Annotated in this window: 17 protein-coding genes; 6 read left to right on the top strand and 11 right to left on the bottom strand. The window is 70.4% G+C overall.

Features of this window, described 5'->3' with window-relative positions; translation table 11 throughout:
- Positions 1-2: 2 nt before the first annotated feature.
- Together AB0K67_RS19015 and AB0K67_RS19010 are read right to left on the bottom strand one after the other, a co-directional pair.
- Positions 3-425: a roadblock/LC7 domain-containing protein gene (locus tag AB0K67_RS19015; RefSeq protein ID WP_364061292.1), complete on the bottom strand. Its 423-nt coding sequence runs from the start codon at positions 423-425 to the stop codon at positions 3-5.
- Entirely contained in the window at positions 422-3,079 is a 2,658-nt protein-coding gene (locus tag AB0K67_RS19010; RefSeq protein WP_364061289.1) for a nitrate- and nitrite sensing domain-containing protein, read from the bottom strand. Before AB0K67_RS19010 ends, AB0K67_RS19015 begins: the two co-directional genes overlap by 4 nt.
- 338 nt (positions 3,080-3,417) lie before the next feature.
- On the opposite strand from AB0K67_RS19010, the gene AB0K67_RS19005 reads away from it, so the two are divergent.
- From AB0K67_RS19005 to betA, 5 genes are all read left to right on the top strand, one after another.
- The gene (locus tag AB0K67_RS19005; protein WP_364061286.1) at positions 3,418-4,473 is read left to right on the top strand and encodes a glycine betaine/L-proline ABC transporter ATP-binding protein; all 1,056 of its coding nucleotides are present in this window, start codon (positions 3,418-3,420) and stop codon (positions 4,471-4,473) included.
- Positions 4,470-6,386 (top strand): ABC transporter permease subunit, encoded by a 1,917-nt coding sequence (locus AB0K67_RS19000; protein ID WP_364061283.1) that lies wholly within the window; start codon positions 4,470-4,472, stop codon positions 6,384-6,386. Before AB0K67_RS19005 ends, AB0K67_RS19000 begins: the two co-directional genes overlap by 4 nt.
- A complete protein-coding gene (locus AB0K67_RS18995) occupies positions 6,383-7,348 on the top strand; it encodes an ABC transporter substrate-binding protein (RefSeq protein WP_364061280.1) in 966 nt (321 codons plus the stop codon). Before AB0K67_RS19000 ends, AB0K67_RS18995 begins: the two co-directional genes overlap by 4 nt.
- 67 nt (positions 7,349-7,415) lie before the next feature.
- Complete coding sequence (locus AB0K67_RS18990) at positions 7,416-8,354, top strand: ABC transporter substrate-binding protein (RefSeq protein WP_364061277.1); 939 nt, start codon at positions 7,416-7,418, stop codon at positions 8,352-8,354.
- On the top strand, positions 8,351-9,976 hold the full coding sequence (gene betA, locus AB0K67_RS18985) for a choline dehydrogenase (protein ID WP_364061274.1): 1,626 nt from the start codon (positions 8,351-8,353) through the stop codon (positions 9,974-9,976). Before AB0K67_RS18990 ends, betA begins: the two co-directional genes overlap by 4 nt.
- An 8-nt stretch (positions 9,977-9,984) precedes the next feature.
- On the opposite strand, the gene AB0K67_RS18980 is transcribed toward betA, so the two are convergent.
- Entirely contained in the window at positions 9,985-10,779 is a 795-nt protein-coding gene (locus AB0K67_RS18980) for an ABC transporter permease (RefSeq protein WP_364061271.1), read from the bottom strand.
- Positions 10,776-11,708, bottom strand: coding sequence for an ATP-binding cassette domain-containing protein (locus tag AB0K67_RS18975; RefSeq protein ID WP_364061268.1), 933 nt, complete (start codon positions 11,706-11,708; stop codon positions 10,776-10,778). The genes AB0K67_RS18980 and AB0K67_RS18975 overlap by 4 nt, the downstream gene beginning before the upstream one ends.
- Before the next feature lie 78 nt (positions 11,709-11,786).
- Between AB0K67_RS18975 and AB0K67_RS18970 the strand changes: the two genes are divergently transcribed.
- Positions 11,787-12,566, top strand: a complete 780-nt coding sequence (locus AB0K67_RS18970) for a TetR/AcrR family transcriptional regulator (protein WP_364061265.1) — start codon at positions 11,787-11,789, stop codon at positions 12,564-12,566.
- A 6-nt stretch (positions 12,567-12,572) separates the two neighbouring features.
- On the opposite strand, the gene AB0K67_RS18965 is transcribed toward AB0K67_RS18970, so the two are convergent.
- From AB0K67_RS18965 to AB0K67_RS18935, 7 genes are all read right to left on the bottom strand, one after another.
- On the bottom strand, positions 12,573-13,154 hold the full coding sequence (locus tag AB0K67_RS18965) for an ATP/GTP-binding protein (protein WP_364061262.1): 582 nt from the start codon (positions 13,152-13,154) through the stop codon (positions 12,573-12,575).
- Positions 13,135-13,497 carry a DUF742 domain-containing protein gene (locus tag AB0K67_RS18960; protein WP_364061259.1) on the bottom strand — a complete coding sequence of 121 codons (363 nt, stop codon included), beginning with the start codon at positions 13,495-13,497 and terminating at the stop codon, positions 13,135-13,137. The genes AB0K67_RS18965 and AB0K67_RS18960 overlap by 20 nt, the downstream gene beginning before the upstream one ends.
- Positions 13,498-13,523: 26 nt before the next feature.
- Positions 13,524-13,946, bottom strand: coding sequence for a roadblock/LC7 domain-containing protein (locus AB0K67_RS18955; protein ID WP_364061257.1), 423 nt, complete (start codon positions 13,944-13,946; stop codon positions 13,524-13,526).
- Positions 13,947-13,967: 21 nt separating this feature from the next.
- A complete protein-coding gene (locus AB0K67_RS18950) occupies positions 13,968-17,144 on the bottom strand; it encodes a nitrate- and nitrite sensing domain-containing protein (protein ID WP_364061254.1) in 3,177 nt (1,058 codons plus the stop codon).
- Positions 17,145-17,277: 133 nt separating this feature from the next.
- Positions 17,278-19,503 (bottom strand): [protein-PII] uridylyltransferase, encoded by a 2,226-nt coding sequence (locus AB0K67_RS18945; RefSeq protein WP_364061251.1) that lies wholly within the window; start codon positions 19,501-19,503, stop codon positions 17,278-17,280.
- A 160-nt stretch (positions 19,504-19,663) separates the two neighbouring features.
- Positions 19,664-20,002 carry a P-II family nitrogen regulator gene (locus tag AB0K67_RS18940; RefSeq protein WP_364061248.1) on the bottom strand — a complete coding sequence of 113 codons (339 nt, stop codon included), beginning with the start codon at positions 20,000-20,002 and terminating at the stop codon, positions 19,664-19,666.
- Positions 19,999-21,315, bottom strand: coding sequence for an ammonium transporter (locus AB0K67_RS18935; protein ID WP_364061245.1), 1,317 nt, complete (start codon positions 21,313-21,315; stop codon positions 19,999-20,001). Before AB0K67_RS18935 ends, AB0K67_RS18940 begins: the two co-directional genes overlap by 4 nt.
- Positions 21,316-21,462 lie beyond the last annotated feature (147 nt).

Genomic DNA, 21,462 nt, shown 5'->3' with positions numbered 1-21,462 from the left:
CATCACCAGGGGCGCACGGAGGACAACTCCGCTCGCACGGCAGGAGTGAGCACCTGCCCCGCGCGCTCGACCAGGATCGTCATCTGGTAGGCGACCAGGCCCATGTCGCAGTCGGGCGCGGCCAGCACCGCGAGGCAGGATCCGTCGCTGATCGCCATCACCAGCAGCAGCCCGCGCTGCATCTCCACGAGGGTCTGGGTGACCTCGCCACCGCCGAACACCCGTGCCGAGCCCTGCGTCAGGCTCACCAGGCCGGCCGCGATGGCGGCGAGCTGGTCGGCGCGCTCCTGGGGGAAGCCGCGGGAGTAGGCCATCGGCAGCCCGTCGGCGGAGACCACCACCGCGTGCGCCACGCCCGGGACCTCTTCGACGAAGCCGGTGACGAGCCAGTTGACGTCTTTGGCGGCCTGGCTCAGCTCCTTCATGAGTCCTCCTCAAGCTCGGCGCGTCCTTTGCGTACACCCTGCTGGTAGCTGGCCAGCCGGCTGCGCAGCCGGTCGGGGGAGACCGGAGGAGCGGGAACGGGCGGAGGGTTCGGGTTCGCGGTCCCCGGTACCAGGTTCGCGCGCGGGGTTCGCTTCGGCAAGCCGGAGTTCGTGGTCCCGCTCTTGACCGGCTCGGCGGCGCCGGCGGCCTGCCGGCCCTGGTCGGCCGCGGACGGCCAGGACTGGTCTCGGTGGTCCGCGGTGGGGGCTGAGCGGCTGAACCAGCTGCTCACCTCGGTCACGGGCTCGGGCGCGTGGTCCTGCGCGGCGGGCTCGGGCCTGTGGGAGATGCCCAGCTCGGAGCTGGGCGCGGTCAGCGGGTCGGGCCGTGCGGGCGGCGGCTCGGGGGCCGCCTGCTCCATCGCGTGCGCCGGGGTGGGGGTGACGTCGAACCACGACGGCTCGGCCGCGCCCTGGCCCGCCGCGCCGTTGCGGAGCGCGAGCCCGTCGTACGACGGCGCCGCCCCTGTGTCTGACGAGGTGTCGAAGGACGGGTGTCCCCCGGTGAGCGACGGCAGCGACGTCAGGGACGGCGGGGACGGCGGGGACGGGTACGCGGGGGCCGGGGCGGCCGCGTGCGCCGGCGTGTGCGGCTGCCGGGACGCCCGCTGCCGCTGGCCCGCGCCGGGCACCGGCCCCGGCACTCCGGTGAGGAGCACGGGCGGGACCAGCACCATGGCGGTCAGCCCGCCGGTGTCCTGCAGCCGGAGCTGCACCTTGATGTTGTGCCGCAGGGCCAGCCGGCCGACCACGAACAGGCCCATGCGCCGCGAGACGGACACGTCCACGACGGGCGGGTTGGCCAGCCGCCAGTTGGCCTCGGCCAGCTCCTCCTGCGTCATGCCGATGCCGTGGTCGGTGACCGACAGCAGCAGGCTGCCGCCGTCGATGCGGCTGCTGGAGATGATGACCTTGGTGTCACCGGGCGAGAAGGACACGGCGTTCTCGACCAGCTCGGCGAGCAGGTGCACGACGTCGGTGACGGCCTGTCCGGCGATGGCGACGTCCGACTGGACCTGGATGCTGACCCGGTCGTAGCTTTCGACCTCGCCCAGCGCGGCCCGGACGATGTCCATCAGCTCGACCGGCTCGCTCCACTTGCGCGCGGCCTCCTGACCGGCGAGGACCAGCAGGTTCTCGCTGTTGCGCCGCATGCGGGTGGCGAGGTGGTCGAGCTTGAACAGGTCGCCGAGCCTGGCGTCGTCGCGCTCGCCGCGCTCCAGCTTCTCGATGAGCGTGAGCTGCCGCTCGACCAGGGTCTGGCTGCGCCTGGAGAGGTTGACGAACATGGCGTTGACGTTCGAGCGCAGCTTGGCCTCGTCGCCGGCCAGGCGTACGGCCTCGCGATGCACCTCGTCGAAGGCCCGCGCGACCTCGCCCACCTCGTCCTTGGTGAAGATGCCGATGGGCGGCACCTCGACGTTGACCGCGCCGTCGCGGGACTCGCGCAGGTGCTGGACGAACTCGGGCAGCCGCCGGCCGGCGATCTCCAGGGCCTCGCCGCGCAGCCGGCGCAGGGGGCGTACGAGGGATCTCGCCACGCCGGTCGTGATCAGCAGCACGGCCACGAGCAGGGCGAGCACGGCGATCGCGGTCACGACGGCGCGCTGCCGCTCGTCGGCGCTGAGTGCCTCGCTGCGCTGCACGATGCCCTGGGCCTGGCGCTGCTCGACCTTGCGCATGGAGTCGAGTACCACGCTCGACGCCTCGAACCACTCCCTGGCGTCGTCCTTCTTGGTCAGGTCGAGCCCGCGCAGCGGCAGCCCGGTGGTGGCCCTGATGAGTACCAGCTCGCGCAGGAAGAGCATGCGGTCGGCGGAGCGGCCGTTGACGGTCTCGTCGAAGAAGCGGCGCTCCTCCGCGGTGGCCTCGGCGGCGAAGTCCTTGCGCTCGCCCGCCTCCCTGGACTGCTCGCCGAGCAGCCGCTTGAGCGGCTCGGGCTCGAACGAGCCCTCGACCAGCGCCACGATGATGAGGGCCTGCTGGTACGACACGCTCTCCTTGGCCCTGGCCAGCCCGTCGAGCATGCGGGTCTGGCGGAACAGCTCGTCGTCCACGCTGCCCTTGACCAGCTCGTTGTGCACCGACAGCAGGCCGCCCACGATCACCGTGTAGAGCTCGACGGCCGGGCCGGGCAGCAGGTTGGCGTCCAGGGCCTGGCGGCGCAGCGAGGTGAGGTCGTTGAGCCGGTTGAGCAGGTTCTCCAGCTGGTCGGCGGTGCGTCCGGTGGAGTCGGGCAGCAGCTCCTGGGCGATGGCGCGCACCTGCTTGGCGGACAGGTCCACCTGCGCCATGTGGGACTGCACCTCGGCGAAGGCGTCGGCGGGCCGGTTGCGGGCGATGTACCAGGCGGTTCTGGCGCGCTCGGCGGAGACGAGGTGGGTGAACTCGCCGAGCTCGGCCGAGAGCCGGGCGAACTGGTTCGTCCGCGCGTAGTCGGAGGCGGCGGCGGCCGAGTTGAGCACCTGGATGCCGCCGAGCAGAACGGCGGCCGCGGTGGGCACCAAAATGAGCGCCACGAGCCGGGCGCGGACCCGCCAGTTGCGCAGCCGCCAGCCCTCAGTGGCCTGCTTGACGCCCACCTGTGTTGTCACCGAACGCACCTCGTCCGAATCGGCCTATATCGGGCCGTGTGCCCGGAGGAAATCAGCAAGTGCCGGGTTATTGGAACACATCACATGGCTTGTGGCCAAGCAAACATAACGCGACAAATGTTGGTTCACGTGACATATGAGGTTAGAACCTGGTGCTCCATGCGCGAAGCTGCCGCAGCACGAAATTAACCTTTAACAATGACAATGTCCACATATGGGCGATTCGCTCGTTCCAATCGCGTAACACCACCGGCGCACCCCGATCTCCGGAAGGTCACGCCATTGAGAAACGGGCTATTCACCACATATGTTGATCGACGTCAATCGAGGAGGCGCAGGTGGGAGATTCTCCCGGCAACGCGGCAATCACCGTTGCAGGCCTTTGGAAGATCTTCGGACCGAAGGCGCACAAGGTGCTGAACAGCGATGATCGGCATTTGGAACCGTCCGCGCTGAGGGAGAAGACCGGCTGCACCGCCGCCGTACGCGATGTGAGCTTCGAGGTGCGCCCCGGCGAGGTGTTCGTCGTCATGGGCCTGTCGGGCAGCGGGAAATCCACCCTCGTACGCTGCCTGACCAGGCTCATCGAACCCACCGCCGGCCAGGTGACGATCGCCGGCGAGGACATCGGTGCCGCCTCCCCCGCCCGATTGCGCGAGATCCGCCGCCACCAGGTGAGCATGGTCTTCCAGCATTTCGGCCTGCTGCCGCACCGCAGGGTCATCGACAACGTGGCGTACGGGCTGGAGATCCAGGGCACGCCCAAGGCGGCCAGGCACCAGCGAGCGGCCGAGATCCTCTCGCTCGTCGGCCTCGACGGCTACGCCGACTCCTACCCCGACCAGCTCTCCGGCGGCATGCAGCAGCGCGTCGGGCTGGCCAGGGCGCTGGCCGTCGAGCCCCAGGTGATGCTGTTCGACGAGCCGTTCAGCGCGCTCGACCCGCTGATCAGGCGCGACATGCAGGCCGAGGTGATCAGGCTGCACCGCGAGGTCGGCAAGACGATGGTCTTCATCACGCACGACCTGTCGGAGGCGCTGAAGCTGGGCGAGCGCATCGCGATCATGCGGGCGGGCTCGATCGTGCAGCTCGGCACGGCCGAGGAGCTCGTGGGCGCGCCGGCCGACGACTACGTGGCCGACTTCGTCCGCGACGTGCCGCGCAGCCACGTGCTGACGCTGCGCTGGATCTGCCGCGACCCCGCGCCCGGCGACCCGCTGGACGGTCCCGAGCTGCCCGTCACCACCGTCATCAAGGACGCCATCGCCGTCGCCTCCGGCTCGTCGCTGCCGATCAGGGTCGTGGACGGCGACGAGCTCGCAGGCGTGGTGGACCGGGACGACATACTGGCCTTCCTGGCCGGCCAGGAGACGGCCGTGAAGGCGACGGCATGAGCAGCACGGCCGTCGCCACGCCCTCCAGGCTCGGGCTGCCGAGGTGGGCGGCCCCCACGGGGGCGGCGGTGCTGTTCGTGGCGGCGTACCTGGTCTTCCGCGGCACGGGGACGCTGCCGCACGACAAGGAGGCGCCGCAGTTCCTCGCCGTCACCGAGCTGCGCGAGTGGATCGACGACCACCGCAACGAGAACCCGCTCTTTCTGTACTTCCTCAACTACATCCGGCTCTTCGTCGGCCAGCTCTACACGCTCTTCCAGACCGTCCTGTACGCGCTCGGCTGGCCCGGCATCACCGGCGTCATGGGCGCGCTGGCCTGGCTGGCGGGCGGCTGGCGGATCGCGCTGCTCGCGGTCGGCGGCGTGAGCGCGTTCGGGGTGCTGGGCCTGTGGGAGTCGAGCGTGGACACGCTGGCCCTGGTCGGGGTGGCGGTGCTGCTGTCGCTGGCGATCGGCGTGCCGGTGGGCGTGTGGGCGGGGCTGTCGGCGCGCACGCGGCGGGCGATCACGCCCGTGCTCGACGTCATGCAGATCATGCCGACGTTCGCCTATCTCGCGCCGCTTGCGCTGTTCTTCCACATCGGCGCGCCGGCCGGGGCCATCGCCACCATGATCTACGCGATCCCGCCCGCCATCCGCATCACCGCACTGGCGATCTCGTCGGTCTCCCCCACGGCGGTGGAGGCGTCCACCTCGCTGGGCGCGACCAGGTGGCAGACGCTGTTCAAGGTCTACCTGCCGCTGGCCAGGTCGACGATGGCACTGGGCGTCAACCAGACCATCATGATGGCGCTGTCAATGGTGGTCATCGCCAACCTGATCTCGGCCCCCGGCCTGGGCGGCGACATCATCCGCGGCCTGTCGCGGGCGCAGGTCGGCATCATGCTCCCGGCCGGCGTGGCCATCGTGGTCATGGCGGTGGTGCTGGACCGGATGATGATGGCGGTCGCCCGCCGCGACGCCCACGCCAGGATCGGCAGGACCGGCCTCATCGGCGCGGGGGTGCTGGGCGCCGCCGGGCTCGCGCTCATCCCCGTGCTGCCGCCCGTCTGGCCGGAGAGCCTCACGATCGACGTCGTCGCCGAGGTCAACGCGGCCGTGCGCTGGGCCGAGACGAGCTGGTACCCGGTCACCACGTTCATCAAGGACGTCACCTCGCACGCGCTGCTCAACCCGCTGGAGTCACTGCTGACCAGCGCCCCGTGGTGGCTGGTCGCGCTCGCGGTGCTGGGCCTGGCCTGGCGGGTGAGCGGCCCGCGTCCCGCGCTGGTGGCGCTGGCCTGCCTGCTCGGCATCGCGCTGCTCGGCGTGTGGGAGCACGCCATGCAGACGATGACCACGGTCGCCGTCGCGGTGCTGGTGACGCTGCTCATCGGCCTGGTGCTGGGCGTGGCGGCGGCCCGCTCGCCGCGTTATTCGGCCGTCCAGCGCCCGCTGCTCGACGCCGCGCAGACCATGCCCGCGTTCGTGTACCTGCTGCCGGCGCTCGCGCTCTTCGGCACCACCAGGTTCACCGCGATCTTCGCTTCCATCATCTACGCGGTGCCGCCGGTGGTGCGCCTGGTCGAAGACGGCATCAAGAACGTGCCCGCCACCGCCGTCGAGGCCGCCACCTCGGCCGGCTCCACCTCGGGGCAGCTGCTGTGGAAGGTGCAGCTCCCGATGGCCAGGCGGGCCATCCTGCTCGCCGCCAACCAGGGCATCGTGCTGACCCTCGCCATGGTCGTCGTGGGCGGCCTGGTCGGGGCCGGAGCCCTCGGCTACGACGTGGTCGCCGGCTTCTCCCAGCGGCCCGACTTCGGCATGGGCTTCGTGGCCGGCGTCGCCACCGTGCTCCTCGGCGTCATGCTCGACCGCATCACGCAGGGCGCCGACACCAGGCGCCCGTCCCCCCGAAAGAGGAAGTTCACATGAAGATTCGCCTGCTCGCAGGCCTGCTCACCTTAGGGCTCGTCGCCGGTTGCGGCGGGGCGACCGTGGAGACCTCACCCAGCTCCTCGGCGCCCGCGTCCGGTTCCTCCGCCGGGTCCGCCGGGACCGTGAAGATCGCCATCAACCCCTGGGTCGGGTACGAGGCCAGCGCCAACGTCGTGGCGTACCTGCTCAAGCACGAGCTCAACTACGACGTGGAGCTGCCGGAGATCAAGGAGCAGCTCGCCTGGGAGGGCTTCGAGACCGGCGATGTGGACGTCATCATCGAGAACTGGGGCCACCCCGACCTGAAGAAACAGTTCATCGAGGAGAAGAAGGTCGCCCAGGAGGCCGGCTCCACCGGCAACAAGGGCGTCATCGGCTGGTACATCCCCAAGTGGATGGCCGACGAGTACCCCGACATCACCGACTACAAGAACCTCAACAAGTACGCCGACCTGTTCAAGACCTCCGAGTCGGGCGGCAAGGGCCAGCTGCTGTTCGGCGACCCCTCGTACGTCAGCAACGAGGAGGCCCTGATCAAGAACCTCAAGCTCAACTACAAGGTCGTGGTCGGCGGCAGCGAGGCGGCCCTGATCAAGAGCGCCCAGCAGGCGCAGGAGCAGAAGAAGCCGCTGCTGTTCTACTTCTGGGACCCGCACTGGCTGTTCAGCAAGACCGAGCTGGTGCGCGTGAAGCTGCCTCCGTACACCGAGGGCTGCGACGCCGACCCGAAGAAGGTGGCCTGCGACTACCCGGAGATGGACCTCGACAAGATCGTCAGCACGAAGTTCGCGCAGACCGGCGGCAAGGCGTACGAGCTGATCAAGAACTTCCACTGGACCAACGAGGACCAGAACGCCGTGGCCGACGACATGACCAACGGCGGCATGACCGGGGAGGAGGCCGCCAAGAAGTGGATCGAGGCCAACCCGGACAAGTGGCAGGCCTGGATCCCCCAGTGACCCCGTCCTGAACCCCCATGACCGCGCGCCCGTCCTCCGGCGGGTGCGCGGTCACCGGAGACCTCTCATGATCCGAATGAAGACGCTGGCCGGCCCGCTCGCCGCGCTCCTGCTGCTCGCCGCCTGCTCCGGCGGCGAGCCCGAGACCACGGCGAAGGCCAAGGGGACCGTGAACATCGACATCCACGGCTGGGTGGGGTACGAGGCCCAGGCCGCCGTGCTGGCGTACCTGCTCGAACACGAGCTGGGCTACCAGGTGAACAAGCGGCCCGCGAAAGAGGACCAGTCCTGGCGGAATTTCGAGTCGGGCAAGGTCGATGTGATCGTGGAAAGCTGGGGTCACAACGACCTGAAGAAGGAGTACATCGAGGAGAAGAAGGTCGCGCTGTCGGCGGGGCTGACGGGCAACAAAGGCGTCATCGGGTGGTACGTGCCCGAGTGGATGGCCAAGAAGTATCCCGACATTACGGACTACCGAAACCTCAATAAGTACGCACATCTCTTCCGGACCGAAAAAACCGGAAATGCCGGACAGGTGCTTGACGGGGATCCGACATTCGTCACCAACGACGAGGCTCTCGTCAAGAACCTCGGGCTCAATTACAAGGTCGTCTACTCCGGCAGCGAGGCCGCGCTCATCAAAGCGGCCCAAGCGGCGACGAAGAATCGGACGCCGCTGCTGATGTATTTCTACGAACCGCAATGGCTCTTCAGCAAGATCAAACTCGTCAAGGTCGCGCTGCCGCCGTACGCGGTGGGCTGTGACAGCGACCCGGCGAAGGTCGCCTGCGACTACCCGCCGTACCTGCTCGACAAGATCGTCAGCCGGCGGTTCGCCGAGACGGGCGGGCAGGCGTATGAGCTGGTCCGCAACTTCACCTGGACCAACGACGACCAGAACGCCGTGGCGAGCTACATGATCAACGAGCGGATGTCCGCAGAAGAGGCCGCCGAGCGGTGGGTGCGAGAGAACAAGATCGTGTGGAAGGACTGGATCCCCCGTTGAGGTTCGACTTCGTCATCGTGGGCGGCGGCTCGGCCGGATGCGCCCTGGCCAACCGGCTCAGCGCCGACCCCTCGACCTCGGTACTGGTGCTGGAGGCCGGGCGGCCCGACTACCTGTGGGACGTCTTCATCCACATGCCGGCCGCCCTGATGTTCCCCATCGGCAACCGCTTCTACGACTGGCAGTACGAGTCCGAGCCGGAGCCGTACATGAACGGCCGGCGCATCTACCACGCCCGCGGCAAGGTGCTGGGCGGCTCCAGCAGCATCAACGGCATGATCTTCCAGCGCGGCAACCCGCTCGACTACGAGCGCTGGGCCTCCGATCCCGGCATGAAGAGCTGGGACTACGCTCACTGCCTGCCGTACTTCAAGCGCATGGAGAACTGCCTGGCCGACCCGGGCAGCGACTTCCGCGGCGACAGCGGGCCGCTCAAGCTCGAACGCGGACCGGCGCGCGGCCCGCTGTTCGAGGCGTTCTTCGAGGCCGTGCAGCAGGCGGGGCACCGGCTGACCGACGACGTCAACGGCTACCGCCAGGAGGGCTTCGCCGCCTTCGACCGCACCATCCACCGCGGCCGGAGGCTCAGCGCCGCCCGCGCGTACCTGCACCCCGTGCGCAAGCGCAGGAACCTGACCGTCAGGACCCGCGCCTTCGTGGAGAAGGTGCTCTTCGACGGCACGCGCGCGACCGGCGTCATGTGCAACGGCGAGCGCATCGAGGCCGGGGAGGTCATCCTCTGCGGCGGCGCCATCAACACCCCGCAGCTCCTCCAGGTGTCCGGGGTGGGGCCGCGCTCGCTGCTCGAACCGCTCGGCGTCAAGGTCGTGCACGACCTGCCGGGCGTCGGCGAGAACCTCCAGGACCACCTGGAGGTCTACGTCCAGCACGCCTGCACCAAGCCCGTCTCCCAGCAGCCCTCGCTGGCGCTGTGGCGGCGGCCGTTCATCGGCGCGAGCTGGCTCTTCCTGCGCGGCGGCCCCGGCGCCACCAACCACTTCGAGGCCGGGGGCTTCATCCGCTCCAACGACGACGTGGCCTACCCCAACCTGATGTTCCACTTCCTGCCCATCGCCGTCCGCTACGATGGCTCGGCCCCGGCGAGCGGGCACGGCTACCAGGTGCACATCGGGCCGATGTACTCCGACGCCCGCGGCTCGGTCCGCATCACCTCCGGCGACCCCCGGCGCAAGCCCGCGCTGCGCTTCAACTACCTGTCGACCGAGCAGGACCGCAGGGAGTGGGTGGAGGCGATCAGGCACGCCAGGCACATCCTGTCGCAGCCCGCCTGGGCCGACCTGGACGGCGGCGAGATCTCCCCCGGCCCGCAGGTGCAGACCGACGAGGAGATCCTCGACTGGGTCGCCAAGGACGGCGAGACGGCCCTGCACCCGTCGTGCACCTGCAAGATGGGCACCGGCGAGATGTCGGTGGTGGACCCCGACACCATGCGCGTGCACGGCCTCGACGGGCTGCGCGTGGTGGACGCATCGGCCATGCCGTACGTCACCAACGGCAACATCTACGCCCCCGTGATGATGCTGGCCGAGAAGTCCGCCGACCTCATCCTGGGCAACACCCCGCTGCCGCCGGAGCCGGTCGAGTTCTACCGCGCCTCCTGAGCGGGACCTCACCTGTCGAGGCGCTGGAAGAGCCGTACGGACAGGACGAAGAAGACGACGGTGATGGCGGCCGGCCAGGCGACGGCCATCAGAACGGCGTGCTGGGCGACCCAGGAGTCGCCGCCCCAGCCCTGGTCGCCGAACAGCTCCCTGGCCGCCGCCACCGTCGCCGACAGCGGGTTCCACTCGGCGACGGCCCCGAGCCAGCCGGGCATGGTGGCGGGGGCGACGAAGGCGTTGGACAGGAAGCCGATGGGGAACTCCATGGCCTGGATCGTCACCGCCGCGCCCGGGTTCCTGGTGCGCAGCCCTGCGTACACGCCGGCCCACAGCAGCGAGAAGCGCAGGAGCAGCAGCAGGCCGATCGCGGCCGCGGCGCCGGAGAGCGTGGCGGGGCGCCAGCCGACGGCCAGCCCGCACAGCAGCAGCCCGGCCAGGATCAGCACCGAGTGCAGCAGGTCGGCGACGGCCCGGCCGGTGAGCACGGCGGACGGCGCCATCGGCAGCGAACGGAACCGGTCCGTCACGCCCTTGGCCGCGTCCGTGGAGACCGCGATCATGGTCGAGCTGAGACCGAAGAGCATCGTCATGCCGTACATGCCGGGCATGAGGAAGGCGAAGTAGTCCACGCCTTCCGGCACCTTGACCGCGCCGCCGAACAGGTAGCCGAAGGCGAGCGTGATGACGATGGGGAAGATCACGCCGGCCGCGATCGTCATCGGCTGGTTGGCCCAGTGCATCAGGTCGCGGCGGGCGACCGTCCAGCCGTCCGCGATCGCCCAGCGCAGGGTCGTGGCCGTCATCGGCGGTCACCTCCGGTGATGTGCAGGAAGACCTCGTCGAGCGTGGGGCGGCGCAGGGCGACGTCCTCGGCCTCGATGCCGGCCGCGGACAGCGCGTTCAGCGCCTCGGCGAGCGTGCGCACCCGCTCGGCGACGGGCGCGCTCACGCGGCGGGTGCCGGGGTCGGTCTCGGCGGGTTCGCCGGCGACCCGCTCGATGATCTCTGCCGCCTCGAGCAGCCGCTCCCGGTCATGGACGACCACGTCGAGCCGATCGCCGCCCAGCCGCGCTTTCAGCGCCTCCGGGGTGCCCTCTGCGACGACCCGGCCGGTGTCGATCACCGCGATGCGGTCGGCGAGCTGGTCGGCCTCCTCCAGGTATTGGGTGGTCAGCAGCACGGTCGTGCCGCCCGCCACCAGGTCGCGCACCGCCTGCCAGATCTCCGTGCGGCTGCGCGGGTCGAGCCCCGTGGTCGGCTCGTCGAGGAAGAGCACGGGCGGTGACAGGATCATGCTCGCGGCCAGGTCGAGCCGCCTGCGCATACCGCCGGAGTACTCCCCGGCCGGTCCTGGGTGCTCGATGCCGAAGCGTTCGAGCAGCTCGTCCGCTCTGGCGCGGGCCGCCGCCGCGCCGAGGTGGTGCAGGCGGCCGAACATCTCCAGGTTCTGCCGGCCGGTGAGCAGCTCGTCCACCGCGGCGTGCTGGCCGACCAGTCCGATCCTGCCGCGCACCTGGCGGGGCTGGGTGCGCACGTCGAAGCCCGCCACCTCCGCGCGCCCGCCGCTGGGGCGCAGGAGCGTGGTGAGGATGCGCACGGTGGTGCTCTTGCCCGCGCCGTTGGGGCCCAGCAGGCCGTAGACCGTGCCGGGGGCGACGTCGAGGTCGATGCCGTCCAGGGCCGTTTTCCCGCCGTACGTCTTGCGCAGCCCTCGTACCGATATCGCTGCCACAGAACCGCCTCCTTGTCGTACGCTGTACCGTACACAATACGGTAGAGGCGGGCAACCGTACGGTGTACCGTTCGGAGGGTGAGCGTTGAGTACTCGGGCAAGGGCGACCCCGCGCGCAGCCTCGCGCTGCTGTGGCGCACCAGCGAGCCCACCGGCCGCAAGGGCAAGCCGGAGCTGAGCGTCGGCAGGATCGTGCGCGCCGCCATCGAAGTGGCCGACGCCGAAGGGCTCCAGGCGCTGTCGATGCGGCGCGTGGCCGAGCGGCTGGGCGTCGGGACGATGTCCCTCTACACGTACGTGCCGGGCAAGCCGGAGCTGTTCGACCTCATGCTCGACACGGTCTACGGCGAGACCGCCAGACCGGCCGACGTGCCGGGCGGCTGGCGGGGCAGGCTGGAGCAGATCGCCAGGGAGAACTGGGCCCTGTACCTCCGCCACCCCTGGCTGCTGCAGGTGGCGGTCAGCAGGCCGGTGCTGGGCCCCAACGTCACGGCCAAGTACGACTACGAGCTGAGCGCCATCGAGGGCATCGGCCTGACCGACGTCGAGATGGACGCGGTGCTCACGCTGATCACCGGGTTCGTGCACGGCACCGCCAGGGGCGCCGTGGAGGCCGCGCAGGCCGAGAGCAAGACGGGGCTGACCGACGAGCAGTGGTGGGCCGCGCACGCGCCGTTCTTCAGCCGCATCGCCGACCCCGAGCGCTTCCCCATCGCCGCCCGGGTCGGGCAGGCGGCGGGCGAGGCGCAGAACGCGGCCTACAGCCCCGACCACGCCTTCGAGTTCGGCCTGCAGCGCGTGCTCGACGGCATCGAGGCGCTGGTGCGGCGGCGGGCCGCCGGTGAAGCGGCCGGGTAGGGCGTCTCAGTAGGCGGCGGGGGCGGCGCGCAGGCGTACGACGTGCTCGACCAGCGAGATCAGCGTCGCCTTGACCGACTCGCGGTTACGCGCGTCGGTGCGCACGATCGGCACCTGCGGCGACAGCGCCAGCGCCTCCCTGACCTCCTCGTCGGAGTGCGGGAACTGGCCGTCCCAGCCGTTGATGCCGATGATGAACGGCAGCTTGGCCTCTTCGAAGTAGTCGATGGCGGGGAAGCTGTCGGCCAGGCGGCGCGTGTCGAGCAGCACCACGGCGCCGATCGCGCCGCGCACCAGGTCGTCCCACATGAACCAGAACCGGTGCTGTCCGGGCGTGCCGAACAGATAGAGGATCAGGTCACGGTCGAGCGACAGACGGCCGAAGTCCATCGCCACGGTCGTGGTCTGCTTGTGAGGGGTCAGCCCGAGGTCGTCGATGCCCGCGGACGCGTCGGTCATCACCGCTTCCGTGGTGAGCGGGAGGATCTCGGACACCGCCCCCACGAAAGTCGTCTTACCGACGCCGAAACCCCCGGCGACGACGATCTTCGTCGACGTGAGGCCGGGGCTAGAGCCTGCGTAGTCCACTGAGCACCCTTTCGAGCATGTTGAGGTCCGGCTGGCCCTCGCTGAGGCGTGGCTGGTGCAGGCGGACAAGCCCTTCGTCGGACATGTCCGCCACGAGCACCCTGGCCACGCCCAGCGGGACGCGGAGCAGGGCCGAGATCTCGGCTACCGACCGGAACGTCCTGCACAGCTGCATGATGGCCTCCTGCTCGGGGGTGAGCAGCGCCATCTCTTCGTCCGGAATCGGCATCGACGAGATCAACGTCTCCATCGCGAGGTGGTAGCGCGGCTCAGCCCTGCCACCCGTCACCGCGTAAGGACGGAACAGGGGCTCCTCTTCCCCGATCCCGTCAGTGCCGTACACGGCCCGCTCCCATCAGTTCCATCACATCACCGGGTCCTGGCGGCCTGAAGCTCCGCGCGCAGGGCCGGAGTCAGCACCTGTCCTGCCCTGTCTACCAGCAACGTCATCTGGTACGCCACGAGTCCCATGTCACAATCCGGACCCGCCAGGACCGTGAGCACGGACCCGTCGCTGATGGCCATGACCAGCAGCAGACCGCGCTGCATCTCGACCACGGTCTGCGTGACCGCCCCGCCCTCGAACACCCGCGAGGCGCCCACCGTCAGGCTCAGCAGACCGGCGGCCACCGCGGCGAGCTGGTCGGCGCGGTCCGGCGGGAACCCCTCGGACGCGGCCAGGCAGAGCCCGTCGGCCGAGACGACGACGGCGTGGGCGACTCCGGGCGTGTTACGGACGAAGTCAGTGATCAGCCAGTCGAACTTGTTGGCCTCATGACTAAGGGTTGTCACGCATCCTCCCCGGCGGGACGCTTACTCACTCTTGTTCTCCTGTCCACGAATCTCCTGGCGCCCCCTGCGCACACCCTGCTGGAAGCTGGCCATCCTGCTGCGCATCCGGTCCGCGGAGACCGGCGGCGGCGGTGGTGCCTGCCGCTGCTGCGCCTGCGCGGGCTGGCTCGCGGTGCCCGGCACCAGGTTGGCCTTCGGGGTGCGCTTGGGGAGCCCGGCGGCGGTGATGCCGCCGAGGCTCGGCTCGGCGGCCGCTTTCGCCGCTTGCCAGCCGGCGTCCGCGGCCGTCCGCCACGCTTCCTCCCCTGAGGGTACGGCGTGCGCGCCCGTGGACTCTCCCTGGCCCTGCGCCGCTTCTGCGGGCGGCCGGCGGAACCAGGCGGACTCCACCGCCGCGAAAATCGGCAGATAGTCCTCTTGTTCCTGCTCAGCGGGGGTGTCCGCCGACGGGGCCGGGTCCGGCGTGCGCACGTCGTTGGTCGAGTAGGAGCCCGCAGGCGGATTCTGGAACGCGCCATTACCAGATGCGCCGGCGGGGGCGCTGGGGTAGGAGGGGTAGGAACCGGAGTCGTACGTCCCCGGCCGCCCGCGGAAGGTGCCGCCGTCGGTGTCGGCGGTGAAGCCGTTGACCCCGGCGCGGCCCGGGTCCGAGGGGAACGATCCGTACGACGGCCTGGGCGTCTCGGGCCCGCCGTCGAACGCGCGCGGCCCCGCGTGCTGCTGCCCGGTGTGCTGGGGCCCCGCCTGGGCTCCGTTGCCCTGGCCCTGCGGCGCGCCGTCGAGCGACCTCGGCCCCTGACCCGGCGCGCCCTCGAACGAACCGGGCGTCCGCCGCGGCAGGCCGCCGGGCCCGGGACGGGCGCCGCCGTTGACCGGCCCCTGCACCGGCCGGACCGGACCGCCGTCGAGCGAGGCCGGGCCCTGGCGCGCGGGGGTGTCGAAGGACGGCGGCCCCTGCCTGACGGGACCGCTGTCGAACGTGGAAGGACCCCGCCCGACGCTGTCGAAGGTCGACGGGCCGCCCGGCCTGGCCGGACCCGTGTCGAAGGACGGGTGCCCGGGACCGAAGCCGTTGTCCAGCGCGCCCGCCCTGGGCGGCGCGGCGTCGAAGGAGTCGAAGCTGCCGAACGACCGGAACGCGCCGTTCGGCGAGAGCGCGCCCGCCTGCGACGGCACCGTGCCGCCGCCGAACGCGGGCCGCTGCGGCAGCGGCTGCTGGGAGCCGTCGGCGATCAGCGTCGGCGGCAGCAGCACCATGGCGATCAGGCCGCCCTCCTCGCCCTTGCGCAGCTGCACCCGGATGCCGTGGCGCAGCGCCAGGCGGCCGACCACGAACAGGCCCATGCGCCGGGAGACCGACACGTCCACGACCGGCGGCTCGGCCAGGCGGTGGTTGGCCTCGGCCAGCTCCTCGTCGGTCATGCTGATGCCGTTGTCGGTGACCGACAGCAGCGCGCCGCCGCCCTCGATGAGGCTGCTGGTGACGGTGACCTGGGAGTTGCTCGGGGAGAACTGGATGGCGTTCTCGACCAGCTCGGCCACCAGGTGGACGAGGTCGTTGGCGCAGCTGCCGAGCACGGACGTGCCGCGGTGCACCCGCACCTGGACGCGCTCGTAGCCCTCGACCTCCGACAGGGCGGCGCGTACGACGTCGATCAGCTTGGCCGGCTGGCTGCGCCGGCGGGTGGCCTCGTGGCCGGCGAGGACCAGGAGGTTCTCGGAGTTGCGGCGCATGCGGGTGGCCAGGTGGTCGAGCTTGAACAGGTCGGCCAGCCGGCCGCCGTCCTGCTCGCCCTTCTCCAGGCCGTCGATGAGCGAGATCTGCCGCTCGACCAGCGTCTGCGTGCGGCGGGAGAGGTTGACGAACATCGCGCTGATGTTGCTGCGCAGCTCGGCCTCCTCGCCCGCCAGGCGCACGGCCTGCCGGTGCACCTGGTCGAAGGCCCTGGCCACCTCGCCGATCTCGTCGTTGCCGTCGACCGCGATGGGCTGCACCTCGCGCACGGACGCCGGGTCGCCGCTGACGCGGAGCTGGCGCACCACGTCGGGCAGCCGGAAGCCGGCCACCTCCAGCGCCTCGGTGCGCAGCCGCCGCAGCGGGACGACCATCGAGCGGGCGATGGCCACCGTGAGCAGCAGCACGACCAGCAGCAGCGCGAGCACGAGGATCCCGCCGGTGATCGCGTTGCGGATCTCGGTCGAGCGCAGCTCCTGGCTGCGCAGGTTCACCCGCTCCGCCAGGCCCTTCTCGACGTTGTGCAGCAGGTCGACGGCGACGGTGTTGTTGTTGAACCAGTCCTCGCGCTCGGCCCTGGCCGAGATCAGGTTGTCGACGATGCGGGCGCCCGGCTCCTTGCCGCTGACCAGGGCGATCGCCCGGGACTTGGTGAGCTGGATGTTCACGTACTCGGGCTGGGACGCCAGCGTCTTGGACAGCTCCAGGCCGACGTCGACGCCGGCCTCGGCGCCCACGGTGGCGATGTCGCTCTGTAGCCGGGCGTTGGAGGCGATGAACTGCTCGACCTCCTTGGCGTCCACGCTGTCGGCGTCGTAGGACGCCTGCAGGAGCTGGACGCGCTGGCGGGAGATCTCCTCCTTGGCCGCGACGAGCGCGCTCAGGCCGCGGAACTGGCCGACGATCTGCGAGTCGTCCGACATCAGGGCCAGCTCGTCGTGCAGCTTGATCAGAGTATCGGTGAGGAAGTCGTAACGGATCGTGTTAGTCTGTCCTTCGGTCCTGATCTTGGGGAGCCGGCTGAGGTCGTACCTCGCCTGCTCCGCTGCCTTGACCACACGGGGACCGTAGGACGCGTCCATGGTGTCGAGGTCGGCGCGCACGGCCTTGACCAGCGTGTCCACGGCCGCCTTGCGCTGCGCGAGCGGTTTGGCGAGCTTCTTGCGCATGGCCCTGCTGGCGCCGATCCAGCCGCCTGTGTCGCGCTCCAGGCCGAGCGCCTGCACCAGGTCGCGGATGCGTCCCGCCTGCTCGGCCGCGGTGGCGGTGCGGTCATAGGCGGCGATGCTCTGGATCGAGCTGACCACGCGTGCTCCCCCGAGCACGACGGCGGCGATGGTCGGCACCAGGATGAGGGCGGTGAGCCGCCATCTCACCCGCCAGTTTCGCAGGCCGAAGCGCCGTAGCCAGCCGGCACGGCTCGGCCGCACGGTGGTGCCGTTGCCCGAATTCCCCGTAGTCACCGCTCCCGCTACCCCTCAATCGTCCCGTCCGCAACGGGTCTTCAGACCGTCCACAAGGTATCCGCAGCATCTGACTTAACAGGCATATCGGACACAATCGTTACAAACGTAGCCGGTTGTCGTGTGCTCCTGGTCATCGCAGTGCGGCAAGGACTTGATCGCGGACTTGGGCCCGTTGCGCCTCGTCGCTGAGGGGGCGACCGGCGCGGTCCACAACGTAGAAGACGTCCACCGCCTCCGCGCCGAGAGTCTCCACGCGAGCGGCCCTCACGTCAAGACCGCACTCGCCGAACGCACGTCCAATACGCCACAGGAGCCCCGGCCTGTCATGGGCCCTGACTTCGACCACGGTGGCGGTGGCGGAGGCATCATCGACCAAGGTCACACGGGGTGGAGCGACCGGCACGCGAGGCGGCCTGACACCCCTCGCGCGGCGGGCCAGACGTTGCTCGATGTCAAGACGTCCAGCAAGGACGAGACGGAGGTCGGACTCCAGCGCCGCGGGGTCCGGCGGGGAGCCGTACTCGGGGACGACGGAGAACTCGATCACCGCCGTGGAGCCGGCGGACGCGGACGAGGCCGAGCGCACCACGAGCCGGTGGGCCGACAGCACGCCCGCGGCGCTCCACAGCAGCCCCACCCGGTCGGGCGCGACGACCGTGACCGCTCCCCCGACCACGCGGACCGCTCCACCGCCGTGGCGGGCCAGCGCGGCCTGCTCGGGCGAGAGCGTCGGCGGCTTGGGCGGGGGCGAGCCGGCCAGCACCGAGCGGACCCGGCGCACCAGGTCGGCCACCAGGCCGGCCTTCCACGAGTTCCATGCGGCCGGGCCCGTCGCGATGCCGTCGGCCACCGCCAGCGCGGCCAGCAGGTCGAGCACCTCGCGCGAGCCGACCGTGGCCGCGACCTTCTCGATCGTGACGGGGTCGTCGAGGTCCCTGCGGGTGGCCGTCTCGGGCAGCAGCAGGTGGTGGCGTACGACGGTGGCGAGCGTCTCGACGTCGGCCGGCGGCAGCCCGATGCGGGTGCCGATGTCGCGGACCACCACCTCGCCGGTCGCCGAGTGGTCGCCCGGCCAGCCCTTGCCCACGTCGTGCAGGAGCGCGGCGATCAGCAGCAGGTCGGGCCGCGAGACCTCGCGGGTGTGGCTGGCGGCGTTGGCGGCGGCCTCGATCAGGTGGCGGTCGACCGTGAACCGGTGGATCGGGTTGCGCTGGGGGCGGTGGCGCACCCGTTCCCAGTCGGGAAGAAGTTTGACGAGAATTCCCGCCTGGTCCAGCTCCTCCCAGACGGGTACGGCGGCGCGGCCCGCGCCGAGAATCGACACCAGGGCGTCACGGGCCTCCTCGGGCCAGGGCACCGGCATCGGCGGCGACTGAGCCGCGAGCACGGACACCGTGGCCGGTGCGAGCGGCAGCCCGGAGTCCGCCGCGGCCGCCGCGGCACGCAGCACCAGCACCGGGTCCTTGCGCGGATCGACACCCCTGGCGAGCACCACCTCGCCCCCGTGCTCCACCACGCCGTCCGCCAGCGGGCGGCGCCCGCGTGGAGCGGGCCCCGACACGAGCCTGTCGACCGTGCGCCAGGTGGCGTCGAAAGCATGTGAGATCGTGCGGCCCGCCTCGGCCAGCCGGCGCATCAGCGCCTCGGCGTCGAGGAGGCCGAGCACCCCGGCCACCGCGTCCTGCTCCTGGAGGACCAGCCGGTCGGTGCCGCGTCCGGTGACGACGTGCAGCGCGTGCCGCACGTCGAGGATGAACTCGTACGCCTCGCGGGCCCGCGGCCCCGGCGCCGAGGCGACCCAGGCGGCGGCCACCGCCTGCATGGCCTGGACGTCGCGCAGCCCGCCGCGTCCGTCCTTGAGATCGGGCTCCAGCAGGAACGCCAGCTCCCCGCTCACCTGAGCCCGCTGATCGGCGGCCTCCCGCAGCTCGCCCAGCCGGCGCCGCGAGTCGGCCCGCCATTCGGCCAGCACCGCCTCCCTGGCCTTCCTGGTCAGGTCGGGGTCGCCTGCCACGTGCCTGGCCTGGATCAGGCCGAGCACGGCCTTGAGATCCTGCCGGGCCACCGAGACCGCCTCTTCCACCGTGCGTACGGAGTGGTCGAGGCCGATCGCCGCGTCCCAGATCGGGTACCAGATCCGGTCGGCGATCCTGGCCACGTCGGCCCGGCCGTTGTGGAGCAGCACCAGGTCGAGGTCGCTGCCCGGTGCCGGCTCACCCCTTCCCAAACTCCCGACGGCGACCAGTGAGACGTGGTCGCCGTCGGTCGCCGTGCGGAAGAGATCCTTGAGCCAGCGATCGGTGTCCGCGGTCCGCTCCTTGCGGGCCGCGGCGAACGAACGGGCCTCTCCCCTCACTACTGCGCCCCCTTGCCGAGCTCCGCCCGGACGCCGTTGTCCAGGCTTCGCCTCGGGTCCATCTCTCCCCTGTGAATCCCCCGCCGGACATCGTCGGCCGTGCGGGGCTCGCTCCGCGCGGACGCCCGCCAAGGGGTGCCCGCGCTTCGCCGCGGAATCTTCACAGGGCTTCCGGACCCCGTTCGCCGGTCCGTACGCGGACGACGGTGTCGACCGGCACCGACCAGACCTTTCCGTCGCCGATCTTTCCGGTGTGCGCCGCCTTGGTGATGACGTCGATCACGTCCTCGGCGTCGTCCTCCTCGGTGAGGACCTCAAGGCGCACCTTGGGCACCAGGTCCACCTGGTACTCGGCGCCCCGGTAGACCTCGGTGTGGCCGCGCTGCCGGCCGTAGCCGCTGGCCTCGCTGACCGTCATGCCCTTGATGCCGAACTGTTCGAGCGCGGCCTTCACGTCATCGAGCTTGAACGGCTTGATGATCGCCGTGATGAGCCTCATGCGTCCACCTTCTTCGTGGCCGGAGCCGTGGTGACGGGACCGTTCGGGGAGCTCACGCCGGAGGCGTGAACGGTGCCGAGGTCGTAACCGGTCTCGGCGTGCGTGGTGATGTCGATACCGGTGATCTCGTCCTCGGCCTTGATCCGGAAGCCCATCGTCTTGTCGATGATCTTGCCGATGATCCAGGTGATGACGAAGGAGTACAGGCCCACGGCCACCGGGCCGAGCACCTGCAGGCCGAGCTGGCCGAAGCCGCCGCCGTAGAACAGGCCCTCGCTCTGCTCGTCGGTGGCGGGGTAGGCGGCCACGAAGCCGAGGGCGACGGCGCCGATCACACCGCCGACCATGTGGACGCCGACCACGTCGAGCGAGTCGTCGTAGCCGAGCTTGTACTTCAGGCCCACGGCGTAGGCGCAGATCGCGCCGGCGAGCAGGCCGATGACCATCGCGGCCCAAGGGTCGACGAAACCACAGGCGGGGGTGATGGCGACCAGACCGGCGACCGCGCCGGAGGCCGCGCCGAGGCTGGTGGCGTGGCCGTCACGCAGCTTCTCCACGGTGAGCCAGGCACCGACCGCGACCGCGGTGGCGACCTGCGTGTTCATGAAGGCGAGGCCGGCGATGCCGTCGACCACCAGCTCGGAGCCGGCGTTGAAGCCGAACCAGCCGAACCACAGCAGCGCCGCGCCGAGCAGCACCAGCGGGAGGTTGTGCGGCCGCATCGGCTCCTTGCGCCAGCCCTGCCGCTTGCCCAGCACGAGCGCCAGGGCGAGGGCCGCGGCGCCGGCGTTGATGTGGACGACCGTGCCGCCCGCGAAGTCCTCGATGCCCATGGAGTTGAGCCAGCCGCCGCCCCACACCCAGTGGGCGACCGGGAAGTAGACGACCGTGGCCCAGATGACGGCGAACAGCATCCACGCGCCGAACTTCGCGCGGTCCGCGATGGCACCGCTGATCAGTGCGACGGTGATGATGGCGAACGTCATCTGGAAGGCGGAGAAGACGAGGCTCGGCATGCCCGTGCCGTCGTCACTGGTCGCGGTCTCCACCAGGCTCTGCAGGCCCAGGGCGTCGAAGCCGCCGACGAAAGAGTTGAGCGCTGAGATGGGGCTTTCTGTGAAGGCCAGTGAGTGACCGTAGAGCATCCACGCGACGCTCACGACGACGATGGCGCCGAACGACATCATCATCATGTTCAGGACACTCTTGGCCCTGGTCATGCCCCCGTAGAAAAGCGCGAGGCCCGGAGTCATCAACAGCACCAACGCGGTGGCCGTGAGCATCCAGGCAGTCGTGCCGCTGTCGATCTTCACGACGCGACCCTCCTTACATGTGACGTGTGGCCACAGCGTGTTCGCCCGGGGTTTCGTGGCTCGACCAGGTGTGTTTCACATTCGTGAATCTCGCCGCACAGGTGTTTCGCCTGCGTTTCGGATGCCTCACAGGCCGGGTTTCCGCAT

The sequence above is a fragment of the Nonomuraea sp. NPDC052634 genome, assembly GCF_040678535.1.
GTDB lineage: Bacteria > Actinomycetota > Actinomycetes > Streptosporangiales > Streptosporangiaceae > Nonomuraea > Nonomuraea fastidiosa.
This window is presented reverse-complemented; position numbering and strand designations above follow the sequence as displayed.

Excerpts from the sequence above, each read along its gene's own strand:
- AB0K67_RS19015 (WP_364061292.1), bottom strand. The coding sequence starts at position 425 with ATGAAGGAGCTGAGCCAGGCCGCCAAAGACGTCAACTGGCTCGTCACC.
- AB0K67_RS19000 (WP_364061283.1), top strand. The coding sequence starts at position 4,470 with ATGAGCAGCACGGCCGTCGCCACGCCCTCCAGGCTCGGGCTGCCGAGG.
- AB0K67_RS18995 (WP_364061280.1), top strand. The coding sequence starts at position 6,383 with ATGAAGATTCGCCTGCTCGCAGGCCTGCTCACCTTAGGGCTCGTCGCC.
- AB0K67_RS18990 (WP_364061277.1), top strand. The coding sequence starts at position 7,416 with ATGATCCGAATGAAGACGCTGGCCGGCCCGCTCGCCGCGCTCCTGCTG.
- AB0K67_RS18980 (WP_364061271.1), bottom strand. The coding sequence starts at position 10,779 with ATGACGGCCACGACCCTGCGCTGGGCGATCGCGGACGGCTGGACGGTC.
- AB0K67_RS18940 (WP_364061248.1), bottom strand. The coding sequence starts at position 20,002 with ATGAGGCTCATCACGGCGATCATCAAGCCGTTCAAGCTCGATGACGTG.